The organism is Rhizobium sp. SG_E_25_P2, from assembly GCF_029892285.1.
In the GTDB taxonomy this organism is placed as follows: domain Bacteria; phylum Pseudomonadota; class Alphaproteobacteria; order Rhizobiales; family Rhizobiaceae; genus Rhizobium_E.
The window spans coordinates 120,318-141,003 of sequence record NZ_JARXVM010000009.1; the positions used below are offsets into that span (position 1 = coordinate 120,318).

Below are 20,686 nucleotides of genomic sequence, written 5' to 3' on the forward strand. Positions count from 1 at the left end.
GAACAGAGGGAACCGACATGACCGCCAATCCCCGCCACAATATCCGCGACGTCCGCGCCGCCACCGGCACTGAACTGACCGCCAAAAGCTGGATGACCGAAGCGCCCTTGCGCATGCTGATGAACAATCTCGATCCCGACGTCGCCGAGCGGCCGCATGATCTGGTGGTCTATGGCGGCATCGGTCGCGCCGCCCGCACTTGGGATGACTTCGACAAAATCGTCGCGACGCTCCGGGATCTGAACGAAGACGAGACGCTTCTGGTGCAGTCGGGGAAACCTGTGGGTGTGTTCCGCACGCATAAGGATGCGCCGCGCGTGCTGATCGCCAACTCCAATCTGGTGCCGCATTGGGCGACCTGGGACCATTTCAACGAACTCGATAAGCGCGGCCTGGCCATGTATGGCCAGATGACGGCGGGGTCCTGGATCTATATCGGCACCCAAGGCATCGTCCAAGGCACGTACGAAACCTTCGTGGAGGCGGGCCGCCAGCATTACGACGGCAATCTGACGGGCAAGTGGATCCTGACCGGCGGCCTCGGCGGCATGGGCGGCGCACAGCCGCTCGCCGCCGTCATGGCCGGCGCCTGCTGCCTGGCGGTCGAATGCGATGAAACTCGCGTCGATTTCCGGCTCCGCACCCGCTATCTTGACGCCAAGGCGCACACGCTGGACGAGGCGCTCGCGCTGATCGACCAGTGGACCAAGGCGGGCGAGGCGAAATCCGTCGGCCTGATCGGCAACGCGGCAGACATTTTCCCCGAGCTCGGGCGTCGTGGCGTCCGGCCCGATATCGTCACCGACCAGACCTCCGCCCATGATCCGATCAACGGCTATCTTCCATCAGGCTGGACGGTTGCCGAATGGCGCGCCAAGCAGGAAAGCGATCCCAAATCGGTCGAAAAAGCCGCCCGCGCCTCGATGAAGGTGCATGTTCAGGCCATGGTCGACTTCTGGAACATGGGCGTGCCGACGCTGGATTATGGCAACAATATCCGCCAGGTCGCCAAGGACGAGGGGCTTGAGAACGCCTTTGCTTTCCCCGGCTTCGTGCCGGCCTATATCCGTCCGCTGTTCTGCCGCGGCATCGGCCCGTTCCGCTGGGCCGCCCTGTCGGGCGATCCCGAGGACATCTACAAGACCGACGCCAAGGTCAAGGAACTGCTGCCGGACAACAAGCATCTGCACAATTGGCTGGACATGGCGCGTGAGCGCATCGCCTTCCAGGGGCTGCCGGCGCGCATCTGCTGGGTGGGCTTGGGCGATCGCCACAAGCTCGGCCTCGCCTTCAACGAAATGGTGCGCAACGGGGAACTCAAAGCGCCCGTCGTCATCGGCCGGGATCACCTCGATTCCGGTTCAGTCGCCTCGCCGAATCGCGAAACCGAAGCGATGAAGGACGGTTCGGATGCCGTCTCAGATTGGCCGCTGCTCAATGCGCTCCTGAATTGCGCCTCGGGCGCGACCTGGGTGTCGCTGCACCACGGCGGCGGCGTCGGCATGGGCTATTCCCAGCATTCGGGCATGGTGATCTGCGCCGACGGCACGGATGATGCGGCGCGCCGGCTGGAGCGTGTCCTCTGGAACGATCCGGCGACCGGCGTCATGCGTCATGCCGACGCCGGCTATGATATTGCGCTGGAATGCGCGGACGACAAGGGTCTGCGCCTGCCGGGCATCCTGGGCAACTGATGCGCATCCTACGGCGGGACGACTATCGGAAAATGCCGTGGAAGAACGGCAAGGGCGTGACCGAAGAGGTCGCGTCCTTTCCGGACGGCGCTGGTCTCGATGAATTCGGCTGGCGGCTGTCGATCGCGCATGTGGCGGAGGATGGCCCTTTTTCCGTCTTTCCCGGGATCGACCGGACCATAACGCTGCTCTCCGGCAAGGGCATGACGCTTGATCTGCCCGATGAAAGTGTCGAATTGCACGTCGCCGGCGCGCCGTTTTCTTTTTCTGGCGATCTTGAGATATCAAGCCGCAACCATGGCGGCCCAACGGTCGATTTCAACGTGATGACGCGCCGGGGGATTTTTTCTCACGCGGTTTCGCTACTCTCGCCAGGCAACGTGGAGGCGGCAAGCCTGACCTTTGTGTTGATCCTGGAGGGTGGACTGGATGTCGGAGACACGCAACTCGCGCCATTGGACGTGGTCTGTCTCGAATTGGGCGAAACCATGGAGTTTAAAGGCGAGGGCGTGCTGCTGAGGATCGATATCACGCCGGCGGATGCGTGATCCGCCGGGAGAACGACTGCTCAGTGGCCGTCCTGGTTCTTGTCGGTGCGGTCGCCTTTGCCTTTGACCGTCGAGGTCGTGGCGGCATCCGGCTGCTGACCGGCATAGGTTCCGCCGATCTGGCCGCCGCCGCTGGTGCGGTCAACCTGCTCATGCGCTTTTTGCTGCGCCTTTTCGATTTGTTCGCTGGTGGGCATCGTCGCTCCTTCCGTCTCGGTTCAGCTATAAAAACAGAACGATTGGAAACGACGGGTGTTCCTAAATGAACGGAACTCCCGTTCTTCAGGCCAGCGAAGCGATGAGGCTTTTCAGTTCCGGCTCATCCACACGCCGGGCGGCTTCCAGGATCGGCACCCATTCGGCAATGCGCAGTCCGCTCTCGGAAAACATATCCACGCATTTCTCAACGACGATGCGGTGGACGGTCACGAGACACACCACGCCCTCCTTCTGCTTGACATAGATATAGCGACCAAACGGCTTTTTCTGCACGGCGCCGGCTACGCCGGCTTCCTCAAAGGCTTCCCGCGCTGCGGCCTGGCCGCTGCTCTCTTTCTTCTCCACCGCGCCTTTCGGCAGAACCCAACGTTTGGTGTCGCGACTCGTCACCAACAGGATTTCAGTCCTGCCCCGGGCATCGGCGCGCAAGCACAGCGCGGCCGCTTGTTCGACAAGCCTGCCGGCGCGGATATCGCGTGTCCAAGCGGTGAGGGTGGAGAGGTAGCTTTGCACTCGGATCCTTGCGCTATATGTCTATCCAATTAGACATTTAGAGCTTAGCGGTTCGACGCCGGGTCTCGCAACAGAATTCTGCCATTCATGCGCGATCAGAATGGCCGCGCCCGTTATTTTGCGCCGTCCGCCTGCCTCATCAAATCTGTTTGAAAAGTGAAAGTTGGTGCGGCCGCCCGCTCCTCCGCGCTTCACGCACGGGCGGCCGCTATCGCCTCCGCACAGTCTCGCTTTCGCCGTTTTCAAGCGCCGGCGCGAATTGTGGACAGTGGCGAGATGGTTAAGAAGTAGATAATGGATAATCTATCGCGTCTTTCAGGAATCGCAAGATGCATTAATCGCTTTCGCAACCGATAGCACGCGATCCAATTGGCGCCATGATCAAACCCGGAAACGTCTGCAGAACTGGCGTGTTTTCACAAGACGCAATTTCCCGAAGTTGACGGGCGCAGAAGTTCTCAGCCGTAGATCGCATTCAATTCGGCGCGATGCCGTTTCATGGCCAGATAGGCGGAATAGTCGCGTTCGTGGAGACGGGAGGTCTCCGAATTGGGAGTGATGACCTGTCTTCCACGATCATAAGGCGCCGGTTGGTTGGCGAAATCTGGCGCCAGTTCTGCTGCACGCATAGCATGCATAGCGCAACCAAAAAGAACCGAATCTCTGTTTGCCTCGGTCACCACTGATTTACCCGTGACATTGGCGTAAAGCGTGGGAATGAGCGGATGGCTCACAAATCCACCCGCCATCAACAGCGTGTTGACCTCGTCGCTTCCGGGCATATTGGTAAGACTGTCGCGGATAGAGCAGGCCAGACCGACACAAGCGCGCCAGAACAATTTGCAGAGACCATCGAAACTCTCGTCCAACGTCAGCCCCGCCAGAGTTCCGGTCAATTCCGGGTCGGTGACGGGAGAGCGCGCGCCATGAAAATCAGGCAGCACGGTCAAGGGAGCGCCATATGCCGGGCCTGCCGCTGCAAGCCTCTCCGAGATCGCATCCAGCAACGCCAGAGGTGACGGCGGCGATGCGCCTCGACCAGCGGGATGCAGGCGGATCAGATGATCGAGCAGCGCGCCGGACGCGGATTGGCCAGCTTCCATCAGCCAGAGATCCGGCAAGGCGACATCGCGAAAACCACCCCAACATCCGGCTTTGGTCCGAGCATTCTCATCGAAGCGGATGACGCAACTCGACGTGCCGGCAATGAGCGCGGCCTTCCGGTGGAAATCCGCGCCGCCAACGGAGGCGAAGACGCCGATCGCGCCCGCATAGGCGTCGATCAGGCCGGGGGCGACGAGGCAGCGTCGTGTGAGCCCGAGAGCGTCTGCCGCGCTCCCGCTCAGTGATCCGATGGCCGCGCCCAACGGCGTCGACATCTCGGGAATTCCAGATCTTGCCGCCAGGTCGGACAGCCCGATGCGGCGATAGAAATCGTCGGGGCGTGCGCCGGGCGCTATGGGCTCATAGCCCCATTTCGAGGCGAGCGACGAATGCGAACGCGCAGGGGAGCCGGTGGCTCGCCAGGTGAGATAATCGCAGAGATCGAAGATCTGGCCTGTTTTCGCCCATGTCTCCGGCAGATGTCGTTTGAGCCAAAGAAGTTTCGGCGCCTGCATTTCCGGCGAAAGCCGACCGCCAAAACGGCTGACGACAGGGTCGTCCGCAAGCGAGCACTCCGCCGCTTCGTTGCGGGCGCGGTGATCCATCCAGAGCATGGTGTCGAAGGATCCGCTTTCCGAGGCGGAGATCGAGATCGGCGCGCCGTCTTTATCTCTCGTCACCAGTGAACAGGTGGCGTCGAAACCGATCGCGGCGATGTCATCGGGGGAAAGACCGGCGGCCTGCCGCGCCTCTCGCACGGATCTGCAGACGGCGGCCCAGATCTCCTCGCTATCCTGCTCATATTGAAGCGGCTGCGGTCGATTGAGCCCGATGGGCGTCACCGCCCGCGCCAACTGCCGTCCGCTGAGATCGAAAACGCCGGCGCGCGCGCTGCCGGTGCCGACATCCACCGCGATGACATGTTCACCCATCAATGCCGTCTTTCGATCTCCTCGCCCGTTCGGCAAGGTGCAGCAAATCACCCATCGCGTCAAATTGTTGATCGGGTTTGAGAGCCTTGATGGCGGCGTGATAGTTTTCACTGCTCGCATGCGATCCGCCGGAAAAGGCGAATACGGTCATGCCAGCCGCGCGTGCGGCCTGAACGCCAGCCGGGCTATCCTCGATCACGATGCTGCGCTCGGGCGGAAAGCCCAGCCGGGTCGCGGCATGGAGAAAGAGATCCGGCGCGGGTTTGCCGCGCGCCACCATAGTGGCGCTGAAAATGCGCGGCGAGAAACGACTGAAAAGCCCCGTCACATCGAGGCTCTTGGCTATGCGCTCGGGTTGGCTGGAGGAGGCGACGCAATAGAAGAAGCCTGCTGAGGCAAGCGCGTCGAGCGTCTCGGCCATATTTGAAATCGGCTGCAATTCCTCCTCGAAACGCACGAATAGACGCTTGCGCATGCGGTCCGGAAAATCCTCCGGCAACGCGACGCCGAATTCCTGCCGGATGAGGGCGGTCATGGACGACAGGCTGCGTCCGAGGAAACGATCCGAGATCGAATCGGCATCCAGAGTGACGCCTTCTTCGGCCAGCATGTCACGAAGAACATCCAGCGCGATTGGCTCGCTGTCGACGAGAACTCCGTCGCAATCAAAGATCACAAGCCAATCGCCGCCGTTTTCGTGTGTCGTCACCCGCCAAGCGTCCCGTCAAGATAGGCGGTCAAAGTCGCCGCCGTGCCTCTGTCCCGCAGACTTGCGAGCGCCGTGCCGAAGCGGGCGACGAATTGCGGGTTTACACCCACATCGCCGAAAATATCGCCGAGCGCAAGAAAGGCTTTCGGATCTTGGCGCGAAGCGAGCGCGGCAGCCTGCAATCTGTCGGCGCTCGCATCGTTGAACACGATGGCCTTGCCGCTGTCCGACAGGCCTTCGAAATATCTGCACCACAGCGCGGACACGAGCGCCAGACCGACGACGTCAAGGCCCTTGGTGAGGCGATCACTGGTGGATGGCAGGATGAATTTCGGCTGGCGATTGGAGCCGTCCTGGGCGAGACGGGGAATGGTGTCGCCGATCTTGGGATTGGCGAAACGGCGCTCGATCAGGTCGAAATAATCGCTGAGGCTGGTGTTCGGCACCGGCGGGACGACGGGAATGATCTCGTCATGCTCCAGCTTGGCGAGAAAGGCGCGGATCAGTTCGTTCTCCATCGCCTCGTGGACGAAATGAATGTCCATGAGCGCGGCGGGATAGGCGATCGCCGCATGGCCGCCATTGAGGATGCGCAATTTCATCAGCTCGTAGGGGGCGACATCGGGCACGAAAGTCGCTCCGACATCCTCGAAAGCGGGGCGTCCGAGCGGGAAATTATCTTCCATCACCCATTGCTTGAACTCTTCGCAGAACACTGGCCAGCCGTCCTCGATTCTATAGGCGTCGCGGGCGATGTCGATTTCCCGCTGTCCGGTCGCCGGCGTAATGCGGTCGACCATGGAATTGGGGAAGGCGACGTTCTCATGGATCCAGTGAGCGAAATCCGGATTGGACAGCTTGGCGAGGCCGGTGACGGTCGCCTCAGTCACCTCGCCATTGCCCGGAATATTGTCGCAGCACATGACCGTGAAGGGCGGAATGTTCTTGGCGCGGCGCGCCTTGAGCCCGGCGATGATCAGGCCGAACACGGTTTTGGGATGGTCTGGATCGGCGGCGTCGGCGACGATTGCCGGGTGCTTCGGGTCGAACTTGCCGGTGGCGGGGTCGATGAAATAGCCGCCTTCGGTGATGGTCATTGAAACGATGCGGATCTTGGGATCGGCAAGCGTGTCGATGATGCGGGCGAAGTCGGGGGCGGTAATAATGTCGATCATCGGGCCGGTGATGGTGGCGGCGGAACGATTGACGTCCTGCTCGACGACCGTCGTTAGATAATCCTGCGCCTGAAGCGTCGCCTTCATCTTGGCGTCGGAGGCCATGACGCCGGCCCCGATAATGGCGAAGTCGAGCGCCTTGCCCTCGTTCATCAGCTCATGGAGATAGACGGCCATATGGGCGCGATGGAAGTTGCCCACGCCGAAATGCACGATGCCAGCCGAGAGATCGTCGCGGCGATAGCGGGGAACGCCGGCCTGGGCCGATAGCGCGTCGAGATTGGCGAGCGAGAGTTTGGTCATGGGCAGTCTCCGATCCTGGGGTCTGGGAGCCTCAGCTCATCCAGTTGCCGCCATCGACATTATAGGTTTGGGCGACGATGTAATCGGCCTCGGAGGAGGCCAGAAACACCGCCATGCCGGTCAGATCCTCGGCGCGCCCCATGCGCCCGAAGGGCACGGCCTCGCCAACGAGTTTTTTCTTTTCGCCGCGTGGGCGGTTCTCATGCTTGGCGAACAGCGCGTCGACGCCGTCCCAATGTTCGCCGTCAACCACGCCCGGCGCGATGGCGTTGACGTTGATGCCGTATTTGATGAGATCGAGACCTGCGGACTGGGTGAGCGAGATGATTGCGGCCTTGGTGGCGCAATAGACCGCGACCAAAGCCTCGCCGCGACGACCGGCCTGGCTCGCCATATTGATGATCTTGCCGCCTTTGCCGCGCTTGATCATCGATTTCGCCGCCGCTTGTAGAGTGAAGAGCGAGCCTGCCACATTGATGGAGAACAACGTGTCGTAGCTCTGACGGCTGATTTCCACGATGGGCGCGAGATCGAACAGCGCTGCATTGTTGATCAGGATGTCGAGGCCGCCTGTCTTGTCTTCAACCGCTGTCATTGCCGCATCGATCGAAGCCTGATCGGTTACGTCCATGCGGATGGCGTAAGCGGCGGCGCCCAGCTCGGAGGCGGTCTGCTCAGCGCGCTCGAGATTGATGTCGGCGATGGCGACGGTTGCGCCTTCGCGGATATAGGCCTCTGCGAAAGCGCGGCCAATCCCGCGCGCGGAGCCGGTGATCAGGGCTGATTTTCCATCCAGTCTTTTCATCGGATTGCCATTCCCTTGTCATTGAAGCGGTGGATCCGGCGCTCGTCCGGTGTCAGATACACGTCATGTCCATGACGAAACGCGGTGTCGCCATCGGCGCGCACCGTCAGGTTGCCTGCCTGTTCGGTATGGATATGCAGGAAGGTGTCGGAGCCGAGATGCTCTGTGACTCCGACCTTGCCCTTCCACAGGCCTTCCGTGGTCGAGAGCCTGACATGTTCAGGCCGGACGCCGATCGTATGAGCGCCATGCGGCCCTGCCGCTTCGCCGCTGACGAAATTCATGTGCGGCGAGCCGATGAAGCCCGCCACGAACAGATTGTCGGGCCGGTTGTAGAGCTCCATCGGTGATCCGACCTGCTCGATGTTGCCGGCCTGCAGCACGACGATCTTGTCGGCCATGGTCATCGCCTCGACCTGGTCATGCGTCACATAGATCATCGTGGCCCCAAGCTGCTGGTGCAACTCGGAAATCTCCAGCCGCATGGAACCGCGCAGCGCCGCATCCAGGTTGGACAAGGGTTCGTCGAACAGGAAGGCCGAGGGTTCGCGCACGATAGCGCGACCGATCGCGACGCGTTGGCGCTGGCCGCCGGAGAGCTGACCGGGCCGACGTTCGAGATAATCGGTGAGATTGAGAATGCGCGCGGCGTCCTTGACCTTTTTGTCTATGGCGTCAGGCGTCATGCCCGCCATTTTCAGCGGGAAGGCGATGTTCTTGTACACGCTCATATGCGGATAGAGCGCATAGGACTGAAACACCATGGCGAGACCGCGCTTGGCGGGTGGCGTCTTCGTCACATCCTGGCCGTCGATCTCGATATGGCCCGATGTCGTGTCTTCAAGGCCGGCGATCAGCCGCAGAAGCGTGGACTTGCCGCAGCCGGAGGGGCCGACGAAAACGACGAATTCACCGTTTTCGATGGAGAGGTCGATGCTCGGAATGACCGTGGTCGCGCCGAACGACTTGTTGACCTTCTTGAGTTGGATCGTGCCCATCACTGTTCTCCCCTAATTTGTTATTTCACCGCGCCGAAGGTCAGGCCGCGCACCAATTGTTTCTGCGAGAACCATCCCATGATCAGGATGGGGGCGATGGCGAGCGTGGAGGCCGCCGAGAGCTTCGCCCAGAACAGGCCTTGCGGGCTCGAGAAGGAGGCGATGAAAGCGGTGAGCGGCGCGGCATTGGTGGTGGTCAGCCGGATCGACCAGAAGCTTTCGTTCCAGGCCAGGATAATGTTGAGCAGCATGGTGGAGGCGATGCCGGGGACCGCCATCGGCGTCAGCACATGCACGATCTCGCCCCAGAGGGTTGCGCCATCCATGCGGGCGGCTTCGAGGATCTCGCCCGGAATTTCCCTGAAATAGGTGTAGAGCATCCAGACGACGATCGGCAGGTTGATCAACATCAACATGATCGTCAGGCCGATGCGGCTGTCGAGCAGACCGAAATCGCGGAAGAGCAGATAGATCGGCACCAGCACGGCGACCGCCGGCATCATCTTGGTGGACAGCATCCACATCAGGATGTCCTTGGTCCTGCTGGTCGGGGCAAAGGCCATCGACCATGCGGCGGGAACCGCAATCAGCAGCGCCAGAATCGTCGAGCCGACCGACAGGATCACCGAATTCATGAACGGCTTGAAATAATCCCGCTGCGTCTGGACCTCGACATAGTTTTCGAGAGTGAAGGAGGGGACGAGGCTGAAGCCCTGGATCGCCTCGGTCTCGGTCTTGATCGAGGTGATCAGCGTGTAGAGGATCGGAAAGAAGATCACGAGCGCCACCGACCAGGCGGCGAGGGTGAAGACGGCTTTGCGGCGGGTGGAAACGGCGCGGGCCATGGGTCTCTCCTTACTTGTCCAGGTTCTTGCCGACGGCGCGCATCAGGAAGAAGGCGACGATATTGGCGAGGATGACGGCGATGATGCCGCCGGCGGAGGCCCCGCCCACGTCATAGCCCAGCAGCGCGGTGCGGTAGATCAGGAAGGCGATATTGGTGGAGGCGTAGCCGGGTCCGCCATTGGTGGTGACGAGGATTTCCGCGTAGACGCCGAGCAGGAAGATCGTCTGGATGAGAATGACCACCGTGATGGCGCGGGAAAGATGCGGCACGACCAGATAGATGAAGCGGCTCCAGACGCCGGCGCCGTCCATTTCGGCGGCTTCCTTCTGCTCGCCGTCGAGCGACTGCAGCGCGGTCAGGAGAATAAGCGTCGAAAACGGCAGCCACTGCCAGGCGACGATGATGATGATCGAGAACAACGGATATTGCGCAAACCAGTCTACCGGCTGGAAACCGAGCGAACGGTTGATATCCGCCAGCACGCCGTAGCCCGGATGCATGATCATGTTCTTCCACACCAGCGCGGCCACCGGCGGCATGACGAAGAAGGGCGAAATGACCATGATGCGCACGAGACCCTGGCCCCAGATTTCCTGATCCAGCAGCAGGGCGATGAGAACGCCGCCGATGACGGTGATCAGCAGCACGCCGCCGACCAGCACCAATGTGTTGTAGATCGACTGGAAGAAGGCCGGGTCGGTATAGAAGAAGCGATAGTTGAACAGGCCGGTGAACCCGACATTGGCCGGATTGAGCAGGTTATAGTTCTGGAAGGAGAACCACAGCGTCATCGCCAGCGGCACGATCATCCAGATCAACAGTAGCCCCACGGACGGCGCTATCATTGCGCGCGCGAGCGTCCTCGTCTGTTGCGTCGCCATCGTTTCCTCCCCTGCGTAGCCCGAATGGTGAAATTGTCGAGACAATAGATGTCGCGCTTGGGCGCGGAATTGTTCTTGGAAAAAGGCTGCCCGGAGGGGCCGGGCAGCAAGGTCAGGCCTGGGAGCCTGTGGATTACTTGATATAGCCGGCGCGGGTCATTTCGCGTTCAGACACCTGCTGCGCCTGAGCGAGCGCATCGTCGACGCTCATCTGGCCCGCGAGCGCTGCCGAGAAGAGCTGGCCGACAGTAGTGCCGAGGCCCTGGAATTCAGGGATCGCCACGAACTGGACCCCGACATAGGGAACCGGCTTGACGGTCGGCTTGGTCGGATCGGCCGCGTTGATGGAGTCGAGGGTCATCTTCGCGAACGGCGCCGCCTTCTGGTATTCGGCGTTTTCATAGAGCGAGGTGCGCGTGCCCGGAGGAACGTTGGCCCAGCCTTCCTTGTCCGCCACCATCTTCAGATAGTCCTTCCCGGTCGCCCAGGCGATGAACTTTTCAGCTGCTTCCACCTTCTGCGAGCCTGCGGGGATTGCGAGATTCCAGGCCCAGAGCCAGTTGCCGCGCTTGCCGAGACCGTTGTCCGGAGCCAGCGCATAGCCGACCTTGTCGGCGACCGTGGAATCCTTGGGGTTGGACACGAAGGAAGCGGCGACAGTGGCGTCGATCCACATGCCGCATTTGCCCTGCTGGAACAGCGCCAGGTTCTCGTTGAAGCCGTTGGAGGACGCGCCCTGCGGGCCGGCGTCGTTCATCAGCTTCACGTAGAATTCAAGCGTGTTCTTCCATTCCGGCTGGTCGAACTGCGGTTTCCAGCTTTCGTCGAACCAGCGGGCGCCGAAGGAGTTGGACATGGCGGTCAGGAAGGCCATGTTCTCGCCCCAGCCGGCTTTGCCGCGCAGGCAGACGCCGTTCACGCCGGTGGCGCGATCGGTCATCTTCCGGGCGGCGTCGGCGATGAAGTCCCAGGTGGGGGCGTCAGGCATCGTCAGCCCGGCCTTTTCCATCAGGTCCTTGCGGTACATGACCATCGAGCTCTCGCCGTAGAAAGGCGCAGCGTAAAGTTTGCCGTCCATCGTCAGGCCGCCGCGGATAGCGGGCAGGAGGTCGTCGACATCATAGTCGGCGCCGAGATTGTCGAGCGCGACCAGCCAGCCCTGCTTGGCCCAGATCGGGGCTTCATAGGTGCCGATGGTCATCACGTCATACTGGCCGCCCTTGGTGGCGACATCGGTGGTCACGCGTTCGCGCAGAACGTTTTCTTCGAGCGTCACCCAGTTCAGCTCAATGCCCGGGTTCTTCTTGGTGAAATCGTCCGTCAGCTTCTGCATGCGGATCATGTCGCCATTGTTGACGGTGGCGATCGTCAGCGTCTCGGCGTTCGCGAGGCCAAACATCGCCAGGGCCGAGCTCGCGCCCAGCAGAAAAGTTTTCAGGTTCATGGTCTTCCTCCCAGAAGAGAAACTTGAGCAAATGCCATGCTCATGGGCAGATATTCACTTCACTCTGAAAACTGTCAATAGGGAATCTTTTTTGCAGCGCCGAAACGGCGCTGCAAACTATTGAAAAAATTGAAATAAAAATAACGGCTCATAAGCCGCCCCTGACAAGAGCGGGGGCGGACACATGGCACGGGGAGGGAAGGGGAAGCGCCGATCAGTTGGCGAGCAGCATCCGCGCGGCGTCTTCGTCGGTGATCAATCCGTTGATCTTGCCGCCCAGAACGGCGGCTTTGATCGCCTTGTGCTTGCGGGCGCCGCGCCCCAGACCGATGACCGTCGAGTCCTCGCGGGAGGGGATCGGCAGGCTCGCGACGCGGTCGTTGACCGGATGGTCGAGAAGAGCGCCGTCCGGCCCGAAGATCCAGCCGCAGATCTCGCCCACCGCGCCGGCGGCAAGCAAGTTTTCCATCTCCGCCTGCTTCAGGAAGCCATCGACGAGCAGCGGCGCGTTCAGCGCCATGTCTCCGATGCCGACAAAGGTGACGTCGGAATGCTTGCCGAGATCGATGGTGGTGGCCATCAGCGGCTGGCTATGCATCAGGTCGCGTTCATCCCGCGAGGAGACGATGACCGGCAGCGGCATCGGGAAATGCGGCGCCTTCACCGCGTCGGCCATAGAGAAGATGACGTTGAAATAAGCGGCCGATCCGTCCGGGCTGATATTGCCGGTGAGTGATACAATCTTATGTTGCGGGCAGTCCATCGGCGACAGTTGGTCGATGACGGCGCGCAGCGTGCGGCCTGTGCCCATGGCGATCACGAGGGGTTCGCTGCGTTTGAGCCAGCGTTCGAGCTCGGCGGCGCCGGCTTCGGCGACGCCGAGTGGTGTGTTTCCCGCATTCGGATCGCTGGGAACCACCTCGACCTGCTTCAGCCCATAGCGATCCTTGATGGCTTCGGCCAGTTCGAGACAGGCGGCGATGGGATGATCGAGACGAACTTTGACCAGCTTCTCCGCCACCGACAATGAAATCAGGCGTTGTGCGCTCTGACGCGAAATGCTCATGATCGCGGCGATTTCGTCCTGCGTGCGACCTGCGACGTAATAGAGCCAGCCGGCGCGCGCCGCTTCGTCAAGACGTCCCTGACTGTCCGGTCGTTTGGCCATTTTACCCTCGTCTATCGTCCCGTCTGTGCTGCCAAGTTTCGCGCGGCCTGTCAAACATCTTCAGCCGCTTTCGCCTTCGACGAAGCTCATCGGCCAGAGTTGGCGCCGGGGCGCATCCGGATAGTGCTCGCGATAGGCGGGCATGGCGGCTAGCAGGCTTTCGGCAAGAGCAGCGCCGAGATCGCGCAGCGACAGATCGAAATAGGTCAGGCTCGGGGCCAGGAACTCAGCCTGCGGGCTGCGCATGCCGATGACCGCAATGTCGCGGCCGGGGTAAAGGCCGACTTCCGCGAGGCCCCGATAGAGGCCGAGCGCGATGGACTCGCTCACCAGCAGCACGCCATCAGGGCGCTTTTCCGCCTTGAGGATCTGGCTCGCCACGTCATAGCCGCCTTTTTCGCTGGCGGCGGCGTGAAATATCCGCGCGTCGGGCAGATCGAGGCCGTATTCGGCAAGCACGGCGCGGCAGCGCTCGACATAGACATAGCCGAGATTGAGATCGCCATGCGGCCAGACGAAAGCGAGATCTCGTTTGCCGCGTTCGACCATGCGCCGTACCGACCGTTCCGCCATGCTCTCAAAATCGAGATCGATCCAGGGCTGGTCGACATCCGTCAGGCTTCGGCCGAGCGTGATGAAGGGAATGTTGCGATGGGCGAGATACTCGAAACGCGCCTCGTGCCGGCGGGTGGCGGAGAGGATCACGCCATCGGCGAAACCACGCGCCACCATGCGCTTCAGATATTCGTCCGGATCTTCCTCCGACGAGCACAGCATCGCCACCATATCGAGATTATGACGGGCGAGCACGGTCTGGACGCCGTCGAACACGCTCATGAAAAACGTGTCGCCGCGGCCGGTGATCTCTGGCCCGGTCTGCATCATGAAGCCGATGACGCCCGTCTCACCCTTCCTGAGCGCCCGGCCGGATTGATTGGCCACGTAGCCCAGTTTCTCGGCGGCCTCGAGCACGCGCTTTCGCGTGTCCGGATTGACATCCGGCTTGCCGTTCAGGGCGCGAGAGACGGTGCCGATCGAAATCTTCAGATGGTCGGCGAGTTGGCGAATGCCTGTCATGCGGTCTCGATGCGCTCCGTGATCGTTTACGGAAATCCTATTGACAAATTTCCATTGCTGTAAATAGTATCGTAAACGTTTACGGAATGCGAAAGAGGAGTTTCGCTTCCGTCGGTGGAGGAAATCAGTGACATACACAGCCGTTTTGTGCGGGTGCGGAGCTATGGCCAAAGGTTGGCTTCGTGCGATCGCCGAACATGAGGATCTCAAGGATAAGATCGCCATTGCTGGACTGGTCGATCTCGATGAGGGCGTGGCCCGCAGTCTGGCTGAAGAATTCGGGTTGACTGACGTGGTGATCGGCTCGGATCTGGACGCAGTCCTGTCCGAAACGGCTGCCGATCTGCTGTTTGACGTGGTGGTGCCGCCGGCGCGCAAGGATGTGGTCAAAACAGGCCTTGCCCATGGCTGCCACGTGCTGTCGGAAAAGCCAATGGCGACCTCGATCAAGGACGCGGAAAGCCTTGTTCGAAAGGCCCGCAAGAAGGGCCTCACCCACGCCGTCGTGCAGAACCGGCGCTATATTGCGGGCGTCAGGCGGATGAAGGCCTTTGTCGAGTCCGGCGCGATCGGCGCGATCACCGGTGTCCATTGCGACTTTTTCATCGGCGCGCATTTCGGCGGTTTTCGCGACAAGATGGACAATGTCCTGCTGCTCGATATGGCGATCCATACCTTCGACGCCGCCCGCTTCGTCTCCGGCAAGACGCCGAAGGCCGTCTATTGCCATGAGACCAATCCCAATGGCTCCTGGTATGCGCATGGCGCTTCGGCTTTTGCCATCTTTGAGATGAGCGACGACGTGACCTTCACCTATCGCGGCTCCTGGTGCGCCGAAGGCGCCAACACAAGTTGGGAAAGCCAGTGGCGGATCACCGGTGAGAAGGGGACGCTGCTCTGGGACGGGCTGGATGAGTTTTCCGCCCATCGCGTGGCTGCGGACGAGGGGTTCCTGCGCGATCAGGAAGGGATCTCCGTCGCCCCCGCCCCCGATCTCTCGGAGACCGAGGGGCACGCCAGCGTTATCTCCGCCTTTATCCGGGCGATCGAGACCGGAACGCCGCCGGAAACATCAGGCGAAGACAATATCAAGAGCCTTTCCATGGTGTTCGCCGCCATCGAAAGCGCCAGGCGCGGCAAGCGCGTCGTCATTTCCAAGGAGTAGCAGGATGAGCAACCCGGCAAAATCGATCCGCGTCGGCACCATGGTCAGCGCCAGCGGCGGCAAGGCGGCCGAGCGCATCGGCCAGATCGCCGATATGGGCTTCGAAAGCTTCGAACCCTTCTTCTGGCAGACCACCAATGGCCAGGATCTCGCCGAACTCGGCAAGCGATGCAAGGACGCCATCGGCGACCGCGATATCACCATTTCCACGCTCGGCATGTTCGGCAATCCGCTCGAAACCACCGAGATCGACCAGATCACGCTTGAGGGCTGGAAGGACTGCATCGACAACGCCCATCATTTCGGCGCCACCTGTGTCGCGGGCTTCACCGGCCGCATCCGCAACACGCCGCTGACCGACAGTCTTCCCCGCTACAAGGAAATCTGGAGCGAACTCGCCAAGCGCGCCGCCGACAAGGGCGTCAAAATCGCGTTCGAGAATTGCGCCATGGATGGCAATTGGCAGACCGGCGACTGGAACATCGCCCATAATCCCGACGCCTGGGAGCTGATGTTCAACGAAACGCCGGATGACAATCTCGGACTGGAATGGGAGCCCTGCCATCAGATGGTCTATCTGATCGATCCGCTGCCGCAGATCCGCAAATGGGCCGCCAAGATTTTTCACGTGCATGGCAAGGACGCCACCATTCGCTGGGACGTGATCCGCGAGCACGGCATTTTCGGCAAGGAGAAATTCGTCTTCATGCGCACGCCGGGCTTCGGCGACACCAACTGGACGGATGTGATTTCGGAGCTTCGCCTGGCCGGCTGGTCCGGTTCGATCGACATCGAAGGCTGGCACGATCCGGTCTACCGCGACGCGCTGGAGATGACCGGCCAGGTCCACGGGCTGAATTACTTGAAGAATTGCAGGGGCGGCGACTTCGTCATCGACCCGCAATGAGAATGCCCGGGCGGCGAGGAGGAAAGCCGTCCGGATCACTCTGAACCTGAATGGAGGAGAACATGGGTATCAGGAAATTTCTCATGGCGGGCGCGCTGGCGCTCGCATCAGTGTCAGTGCTCGGCCTTTCGGCGCATGCCGAAGACGTGAAGATCACCGTCTGGTCGCTCGACCGCGACATCCAACCAGCGCCGAACCTTGTCAAGGACTTCAACGATCTCAAGAACGGCATCACGGTGGAGTACCGCCAGATCCAGTTCGACGATGTGGTGAGCGAGGCCATGCGCGCTTATTCCACCGGCCAGGCGCCCGACATCATCGCGGTCGACAATCCGGAACATGCGATGTTTTCGTCGCGCGGCGCTTTTCTCGACCTGACCGACCGGATCGCCAAATCCACGGTGATCAAGCCCGAGAATTATTATCCCGGCCCGCTGAAGTCGGTGATGTGGGACGGCAAATATTTCGGCGTTCCCAAGGCGACCAACACGATCGCGCTCTACTACAACAAGGATATGTTCAAGGCGAAGGGACTCGATCCCAACAAGCCGCCGCAGACTTGGGACGAGTTGGTGGCGGACGCCCGCAAGCTGACCGACCCGGCCAACAATGTCTACGGCCTGGCTTTCTCGGCCAAGGCGAGCGAGGAGGGGACTTTCCAGTTCCTGCCCTGGGCGCAGATGGGGGGCGGCGGTTACCAGCAGATCAACGCGCCGGGCGCAGTGAAGGCGTTGGAAACCTGGAAGACCATCATGGACGAAAAGCTGGCGTCTCCCGACAGCTTGACGCGCGGTCAGTGGGATTCCACCGGCACCTTCAATTCGGGCAATGCCGCCATGGCGATCTCCGGCCCCTGGGAGCTCGACCGCATGCTGGAGGAAGCCAAGTTTGACTGGGGCGTGGCGCTGCTGCCGGTTCCGGACGCGGGCGCTCCGCGTTCCTCGGCCATGGGCGATTTCAACTGGGCGATCTTCTCTAATACCCAGCATCCGGATGAAGCCTTCAAGGTGTTGGAATATTTCGCCTCGCAGGATGACAAGATGTTTGCGAAATTCGGCCAGCTGCCGGCTCGTTCCGACATCACCATTGCCGCGACCGGCAAGCCGCTTAAGGACGAAGCGCTCAAGGTCTTCCTGGAGCAGCTGAAATACGCCCAGCCGCGCGGGCCGCATCCGGCATGGCCGAAGATCTCCAAGGCAATCCAGGACGCCATTCAGGCTGCCCTGACCGGCCAGATGAGCCCCAAGGACGCGCTCGATCAGGCCGCCGAGAAGATCTCGGCCGTGCTCGGCTGACATTATCCGCTTTCCTCCTCGGGGGGAAAGCCACCCGTTCCTCCCGAAGGGGCCGCCTTGCTTGACCGAGGCGGGCGGCCCCGAGGACGCCTAGTTTTCGCGGGGTTCCATGAAGAGATTCCTCACCAGCCTGACCGACGGCCGCGGCTTCGACATCGGCCTTGTGGCGTTGCCGCTCGGCTTCCTGTTCGTGATGTCCGGCCTGCCGCTGATCTACAATGTGCTCATGAGCTTCCAGGAAGTCGACATGTTCTCGCTCGGCACGTTCATCCGGCCGTTTGTCGGCTTCAAGAATTATATCGCTTTGTTTTCCCAACCGGAAACCTGGCCGATCCTGCGCAACACGGCGGTTTTCGTCGTCGCCTCGATCGCCGGCCAGTTTCTGATCGGCTTCGGGCTGGCGCTGTTCTTCTGGAACGATTTTCCCGGCTCAAGCTGGCTGCGCGGTCTGTTTCTCGTCTCCTGGGTCATGCCCGGCCTCGTCGTTGGCGCAATCTGGAATTGGCTTCTCTCCGGCGATTTCGGCGTATTGAATTACTTCCTGCGCGAATTGGGCGTCATTTCCAGCAATATCTTCTGGCGCTCAGATCCGCATTATTCGCTCTGGGCGGTGATCCTGGCCAATATCTGGCTCGGCACGTCCTTCAACATGATCCTGTTGTCCGTCGGGCTGTCCGGCATCCCGAAGGATCTCTACGAGGCGGCCGAGCTCGATGGCGCCGGCGTCTTCCAGCGCTTCTTCACCATCACCCTGCCGATGATGCGCTCGACCATCGGCGCGATCATCTCGCTGGGTCTCATCTTCACCCTGCAGCAATTCGATCTCTTTGCCGGCATCACCTCGGGCGGGCCCAACAATTCCTCGAATGTGGCGCAATACTGGGCCTGGGACTTGTCCTTCAAGCAATATGATTTCGCCCGCGGCGCGACCGTGTCTGTGATCATGATCGTCTTCGTGATGATCGCGGCGGTGATCTATGTCCGCTCGACGCGGCAGGAGGTGCGGGGATGAGCGAGATATTTCGCAATCGTCTGATGCTCGTCATCGCGTTGATCCTGGCGGCCATCTACCTTTTTCCGCTTTACTGGATGTATATTACTGCGCTGAAGACGGGCTCTGCGATGTTCGCCACGCCGCCGAGCTTCTGGCCGTCCGATCCGCAATGGGGCGTCTATGGCGCTGTCTGGGAGGCGAGGGGCGTCGGGCGCTTCCTCTGGAATTCGCTGCTCATCGCGTTTGGATCGGTGGTGCTGATCACCATTCTCGGCGCCGGCTGCGCCTATGTTCTGGCGCGCTACCGCAATGTCTGGATCGATATCGGGCTTTTCCTGATCCTGATGCTGCAGGTGCTGCCGGCCTCGCTGATGATCACGCCGATTTTCGTCGGTTATTCGCAGCTTGGCATGCTCGATTATCCCCGGCTCGCGGTGATCATCGCGATTGCCGCGAAAAGCATGCCGTTCTTCGTCGTTCTGGTCCGCGCCACTTTCATGAGCGTGCCGATCGAGCTTGAGGAAGCGGCGATGGTCGACGGAAATTCCCGCATCGGCGCCTTCTTTTACATCGTGCTGCCGCTCGCCCGCAACGGCATCCTCGTTTCGGCCATCCTGATCTTCATGCAGGCTTTCGGCGAGTTCGTCTATTCCAAGTCGATCATCCAGGCGATCGAATACCAGCCGGCGAGCGTGGGCCTCTATTCCTTTATGGGGCCAAACACCAATGAGTGGAACAATATCATGGCCTTCGCGACCATGTATGTGACGCCGATCCTCGCCCTTTTCGTCCTTCTGCAGCGCCGCATCGTGTCCGGCCTCACGTCAGGAGCCCTCAAATGATTCCGCAAATCGAGTTGACAGGCGTCAACAAGCATTATGGCGCCTATCATGCGTTGAAAAATATCAATCTTACGATCGATAAGGGCAGTTTTGTCGCGCTGGTCGGCCCGTCCGGCTGCGGAAAATCCACGCTGCTGCGGTCTCTGGCGGGGTTGGAAAAGATCAGCGAAGGCAGAATGACCATCGCCGGCGAAGATATGCGCGATGCGCCGCCGCGCAAGCGCGACATCGCCATGGTCTTCCAGTCCTACGCGCTTTATCCGCATATGACGGTCGAGGAAAACCTCATGTATCCGCTGCGTATGCGTGGGACGGACAAGGCCGCCGCCAAGATCAAAGCCGCAGACGTCGCCGCGATCACAGGTCTTTCCGGTCTTCTCGAACGCTATCCTCGCCAGCTTTCTGGCGGCCAACGTCAGCGCGTCGCCATGGGGCGTGCGGTGATCCGCAATCCCAAGGCTTTCCTGTTCGACGAGCCTCTGTCCAATCTCGATGCGGCCCTGCGCGTCTCCATGCGCAAGGAAATCCGCTCGCTGCACGACCGGTTGGGCGCAACATCCGTCTATGTCACCCATGACCAGATCGAAGCGATGACCATGGCCGATCATGTCGTGGTGATGAAGGATGGCGTCATCGAGCAGCAGGGCGCGCCGCTGGAGCTCTATGACCGGCCCGCCAACCGCTTCGTCGCCGGTTTCATCGGCTCGCCGGCGATGAATTTCGTGGCCGCGACGGGCGCCGGCGGCGGGCGCGTGGTTCTCGACTTGCCGGGCGCGCCGGAGATTTCGGTCTCGCAAAGCGTGGAGACGTCACGCAAGCTGCTGGTCGGTCTTCGCCCCGAACATCTGAAAGTGGCGCATGGCGAGGAAGCCGGCTTCACGCTGCCGGTGTCGTTGATCGAATCCACGGGCTCGCTGACCTATATCGTGCTCGGCTTCGGCCAGAGTGAAATCACCGTGGTGGAGCAGGGCAGGGAGCGTGTGCAGCCGGGCGACAACCTGCGGCTGACGATCGAGCCGGGATTGGTGCATCTGTTTGATCCGGAGACCGGGCGGCGGGTGTGATG

Annotated in this window: 20 protein-coding genes; 8 read left to right on the forward strand and 12 right to left on the reverse strand. The window is 61.1% G+C overall.

Features of this window, described 5'->3' with window-relative positions; all coding sequences use genetic code 11:
• Window positions 1–17 precede the first annotated feature (17 nt).
• A complete protein-coding gene (gene hutU, locus M2360_RS14155; RefSeq protein WP_280775835.1) occupies window positions 18–1,694 on the forward strand; it encodes a urocanate hydratase in 1,677 nt (558 codons plus the stop codon).
• The gene (locus tag M2360_RS14160) at window positions 1,694–2,242 is read left to right on the forward strand and encodes a HutD family protein (protein ID WP_280775836.1); all 549 of its coding nucleotides are present in this window, start codon (window positions 1,694–1,696) and stop codon (window positions 2,240–2,242) included. The genes hutU and M2360_RS14160 overlap by 1 nt, the downstream gene beginning before the upstream one ends.
• 20 nt (window positions 2,243–2,262) lie before the next feature.
• Here the strand turns inward: M2360_RS14160 and M2360_RS14165 are convergent, their stop codons facing one another.
• The 12 genes from M2360_RS14165 to M2360_RS14220 form a co-directional block, all read right to left on the reverse strand.
• Window positions 2,263–2,439 (reverse strand): hypothetical protein, encoded by a 177-nt coding sequence (locus tag M2360_RS14165; RefSeq protein ID WP_280775837.1) that lies wholly within the window; start codon window positions 2,437–2,439, stop codon window positions 2,263–2,265.
• A gap of 85 nt (window positions 2,440–2,524) precedes the next feature.
• On the reverse strand, window positions 2,525–2,974 hold the full coding sequence (locus tag M2360_RS14170; RefSeq protein WP_280775838.1) for an NUDIX domain-containing protein: 450 nt from the start codon (window positions 2,972–2,974) through the stop codon (window positions 2,525–2,527).
• A gap of 458 nt (window positions 2,975–3,432) precedes the next feature.
• Window positions 3,433–5,010 (reverse strand): FGGY-family carbohydrate kinase, encoded by a 1,578-nt coding sequence (locus M2360_RS14175; protein ID WP_280775839.1) that lies wholly within the window; start codon window positions 5,008–5,010, stop codon window positions 3,433–3,435.
• On the reverse strand, window positions 5,003–5,719 hold the full coding sequence (locus tag M2360_RS14180) for an HAD family hydrolase (protein ID WP_280775841.1): 717 nt from the start codon (window positions 5,717–5,719) through the stop codon (window positions 5,003–5,005). The genes M2360_RS14175 and M2360_RS14180 overlap by 8 nt, the downstream gene beginning before the upstream one ends.
• A complete protein-coding gene (locus M2360_RS14185) occupies window positions 5,716–7,197 on the reverse strand; it encodes a mannitol dehydrogenase family protein (protein ID WP_280775843.1) in 1,482 nt (493 codons plus the stop codon). Before M2360_RS14185 ends, M2360_RS14180 begins: the two co-directional genes overlap by 4 nt.
• Window positions 7,198–7,228: 31 nt before the next feature.
• Complete coding sequence (locus tag M2360_RS14190; RefSeq protein ID WP_280775844.1) at window positions 7,229–8,002, reverse strand: L-iditol 2-dehydrogenase; 774 nt, start codon at window positions 8,000–8,002, stop codon at window positions 7,229–7,231.
• Entirely contained in the window at window positions 7,999–9,000 is a 1,002-nt protein-coding gene (locus M2360_RS14195; protein ID WP_280775846.1) for an ABC transporter ATP-binding protein, read from the reverse strand. Before M2360_RS14195 ends, M2360_RS14190 begins: the two co-directional genes overlap by 4 nt.
• 20 nt (window positions 9,001–9,020) lie before the next feature.
• On the reverse strand, window positions 9,021–9,845 hold the full coding sequence (locus tag M2360_RS14200) for a carbohydrate ABC transporter permease (RefSeq protein WP_280775847.1): 825 nt from the start codon (window positions 9,843–9,845) through the stop codon (window positions 9,021–9,023).
• A 10-nt stretch (window positions 9,846–9,855) separates the two neighbouring features.
• Window positions 9,856–10,728 carry a sugar ABC transporter permease gene (locus M2360_RS14205; RefSeq protein ID WP_280775849.1) on the reverse strand — a complete coding sequence of 291 codons (873 nt, stop codon included), beginning with the start codon at window positions 10,726–10,728 and terminating at the stop codon, window positions 9,856–9,858.
• A 133-nt stretch (window positions 10,729–10,861) separates the two neighbouring features.
• Window positions 10,862–12,172 (reverse strand): sugar ABC transporter substrate-binding protein, encoded by a 1,311-nt coding sequence (locus M2360_RS14210; protein ID WP_280775850.1) that lies wholly within the window; start codon window positions 12,170–12,172, stop codon window positions 10,862–10,864.
• 214 nt (window positions 12,173–12,386) lie between these two features.
• Window positions 12,387–13,340, reverse strand: a complete 954-nt coding sequence (locus M2360_RS14215; protein ID WP_280775851.1) for a sugar-binding transcriptional regulator — start codon at window positions 13,338–13,340, stop codon at window positions 12,387–12,389.
• Between the two features lie 60 nt (window positions 13,341–13,400).
• The gene (locus M2360_RS14220; protein WP_280775852.1) at window positions 13,401–14,417 is read right to left on the reverse strand and encodes a LacI family DNA-binding transcriptional regulator; all 1,017 of its coding nucleotides are present in this window, start codon (window positions 14,415–14,417) and stop codon (window positions 13,401–13,403) included.
• 127 nt (window positions 14,418–14,544) lie between these two features.
• Between M2360_RS14220 and M2360_RS14225 the strand changes: the two genes are divergently transcribed.
• The 6 genes from M2360_RS14225 (at window position 14,545) to M2360_RS14250 (ending at window position 20,684) form a co-directional block, all read left to right on the forward strand.
• Window positions 14,545–15,582 (forward strand): Gfo/Idh/MocA family oxidoreductase, encoded by a 1,038-nt coding sequence (locus M2360_RS14225; RefSeq protein ID WP_280775853.1) that lies wholly within the window; start codon window positions 14,545–14,547, stop codon window positions 15,580–15,582.
• A gap of 4 nt (window positions 15,583–15,586) precedes the next feature.
• Window positions 15,587–16,489: a sugar phosphate isomerase/epimerase gene (locus tag M2360_RS14230; RefSeq protein WP_280775854.1), complete on the forward strand. Its 903-nt coding sequence runs from the start codon at window positions 15,587–15,589 to the stop codon at window positions 16,487–16,489.
• 62 nt (window positions 16,490–16,551) lie between these two features.
• Window positions 16,552–17,784 carry a sugar ABC transporter substrate-binding protein gene (locus M2360_RS14235; protein WP_280775855.1) on the forward strand — a complete coding sequence of 411 codons (1,233 nt, stop codon included), beginning with the start codon at window positions 16,552–16,554 and terminating at the stop codon, window positions 17,782–17,784.
• 109 nt (window positions 17,785–17,893) lie between these two features.
• Window positions 17,894–18,796, forward strand: coding sequence for a sugar ABC transporter permease (locus tag M2360_RS14240; RefSeq protein WP_280775856.1), 903 nt, complete (start codon window positions 17,894–17,896; stop codon window positions 18,794–18,796).
• Complete coding sequence (locus M2360_RS14245; protein ID WP_280775857.1) at window positions 18,793–19,620, forward strand: carbohydrate ABC transporter permease; 828 nt, start codon at window positions 18,793–18,795, stop codon at window positions 19,618–19,620. Before M2360_RS14240 ends, M2360_RS14245 begins: the two co-directional genes overlap by 4 nt.
• Complete coding sequence (locus M2360_RS14250) at window positions 19,617–20,684, forward strand: ABC transporter ATP-binding protein (protein ID WP_280775858.1); 1,068 nt, start codon at window positions 19,617–19,619, stop codon at window positions 20,682–20,684. The genes M2360_RS14245 and M2360_RS14250 overlap by 4 nt, the downstream gene beginning before the upstream one ends.
• Window positions 20,685–20,686: the final 2 nt, after the last annotated feature.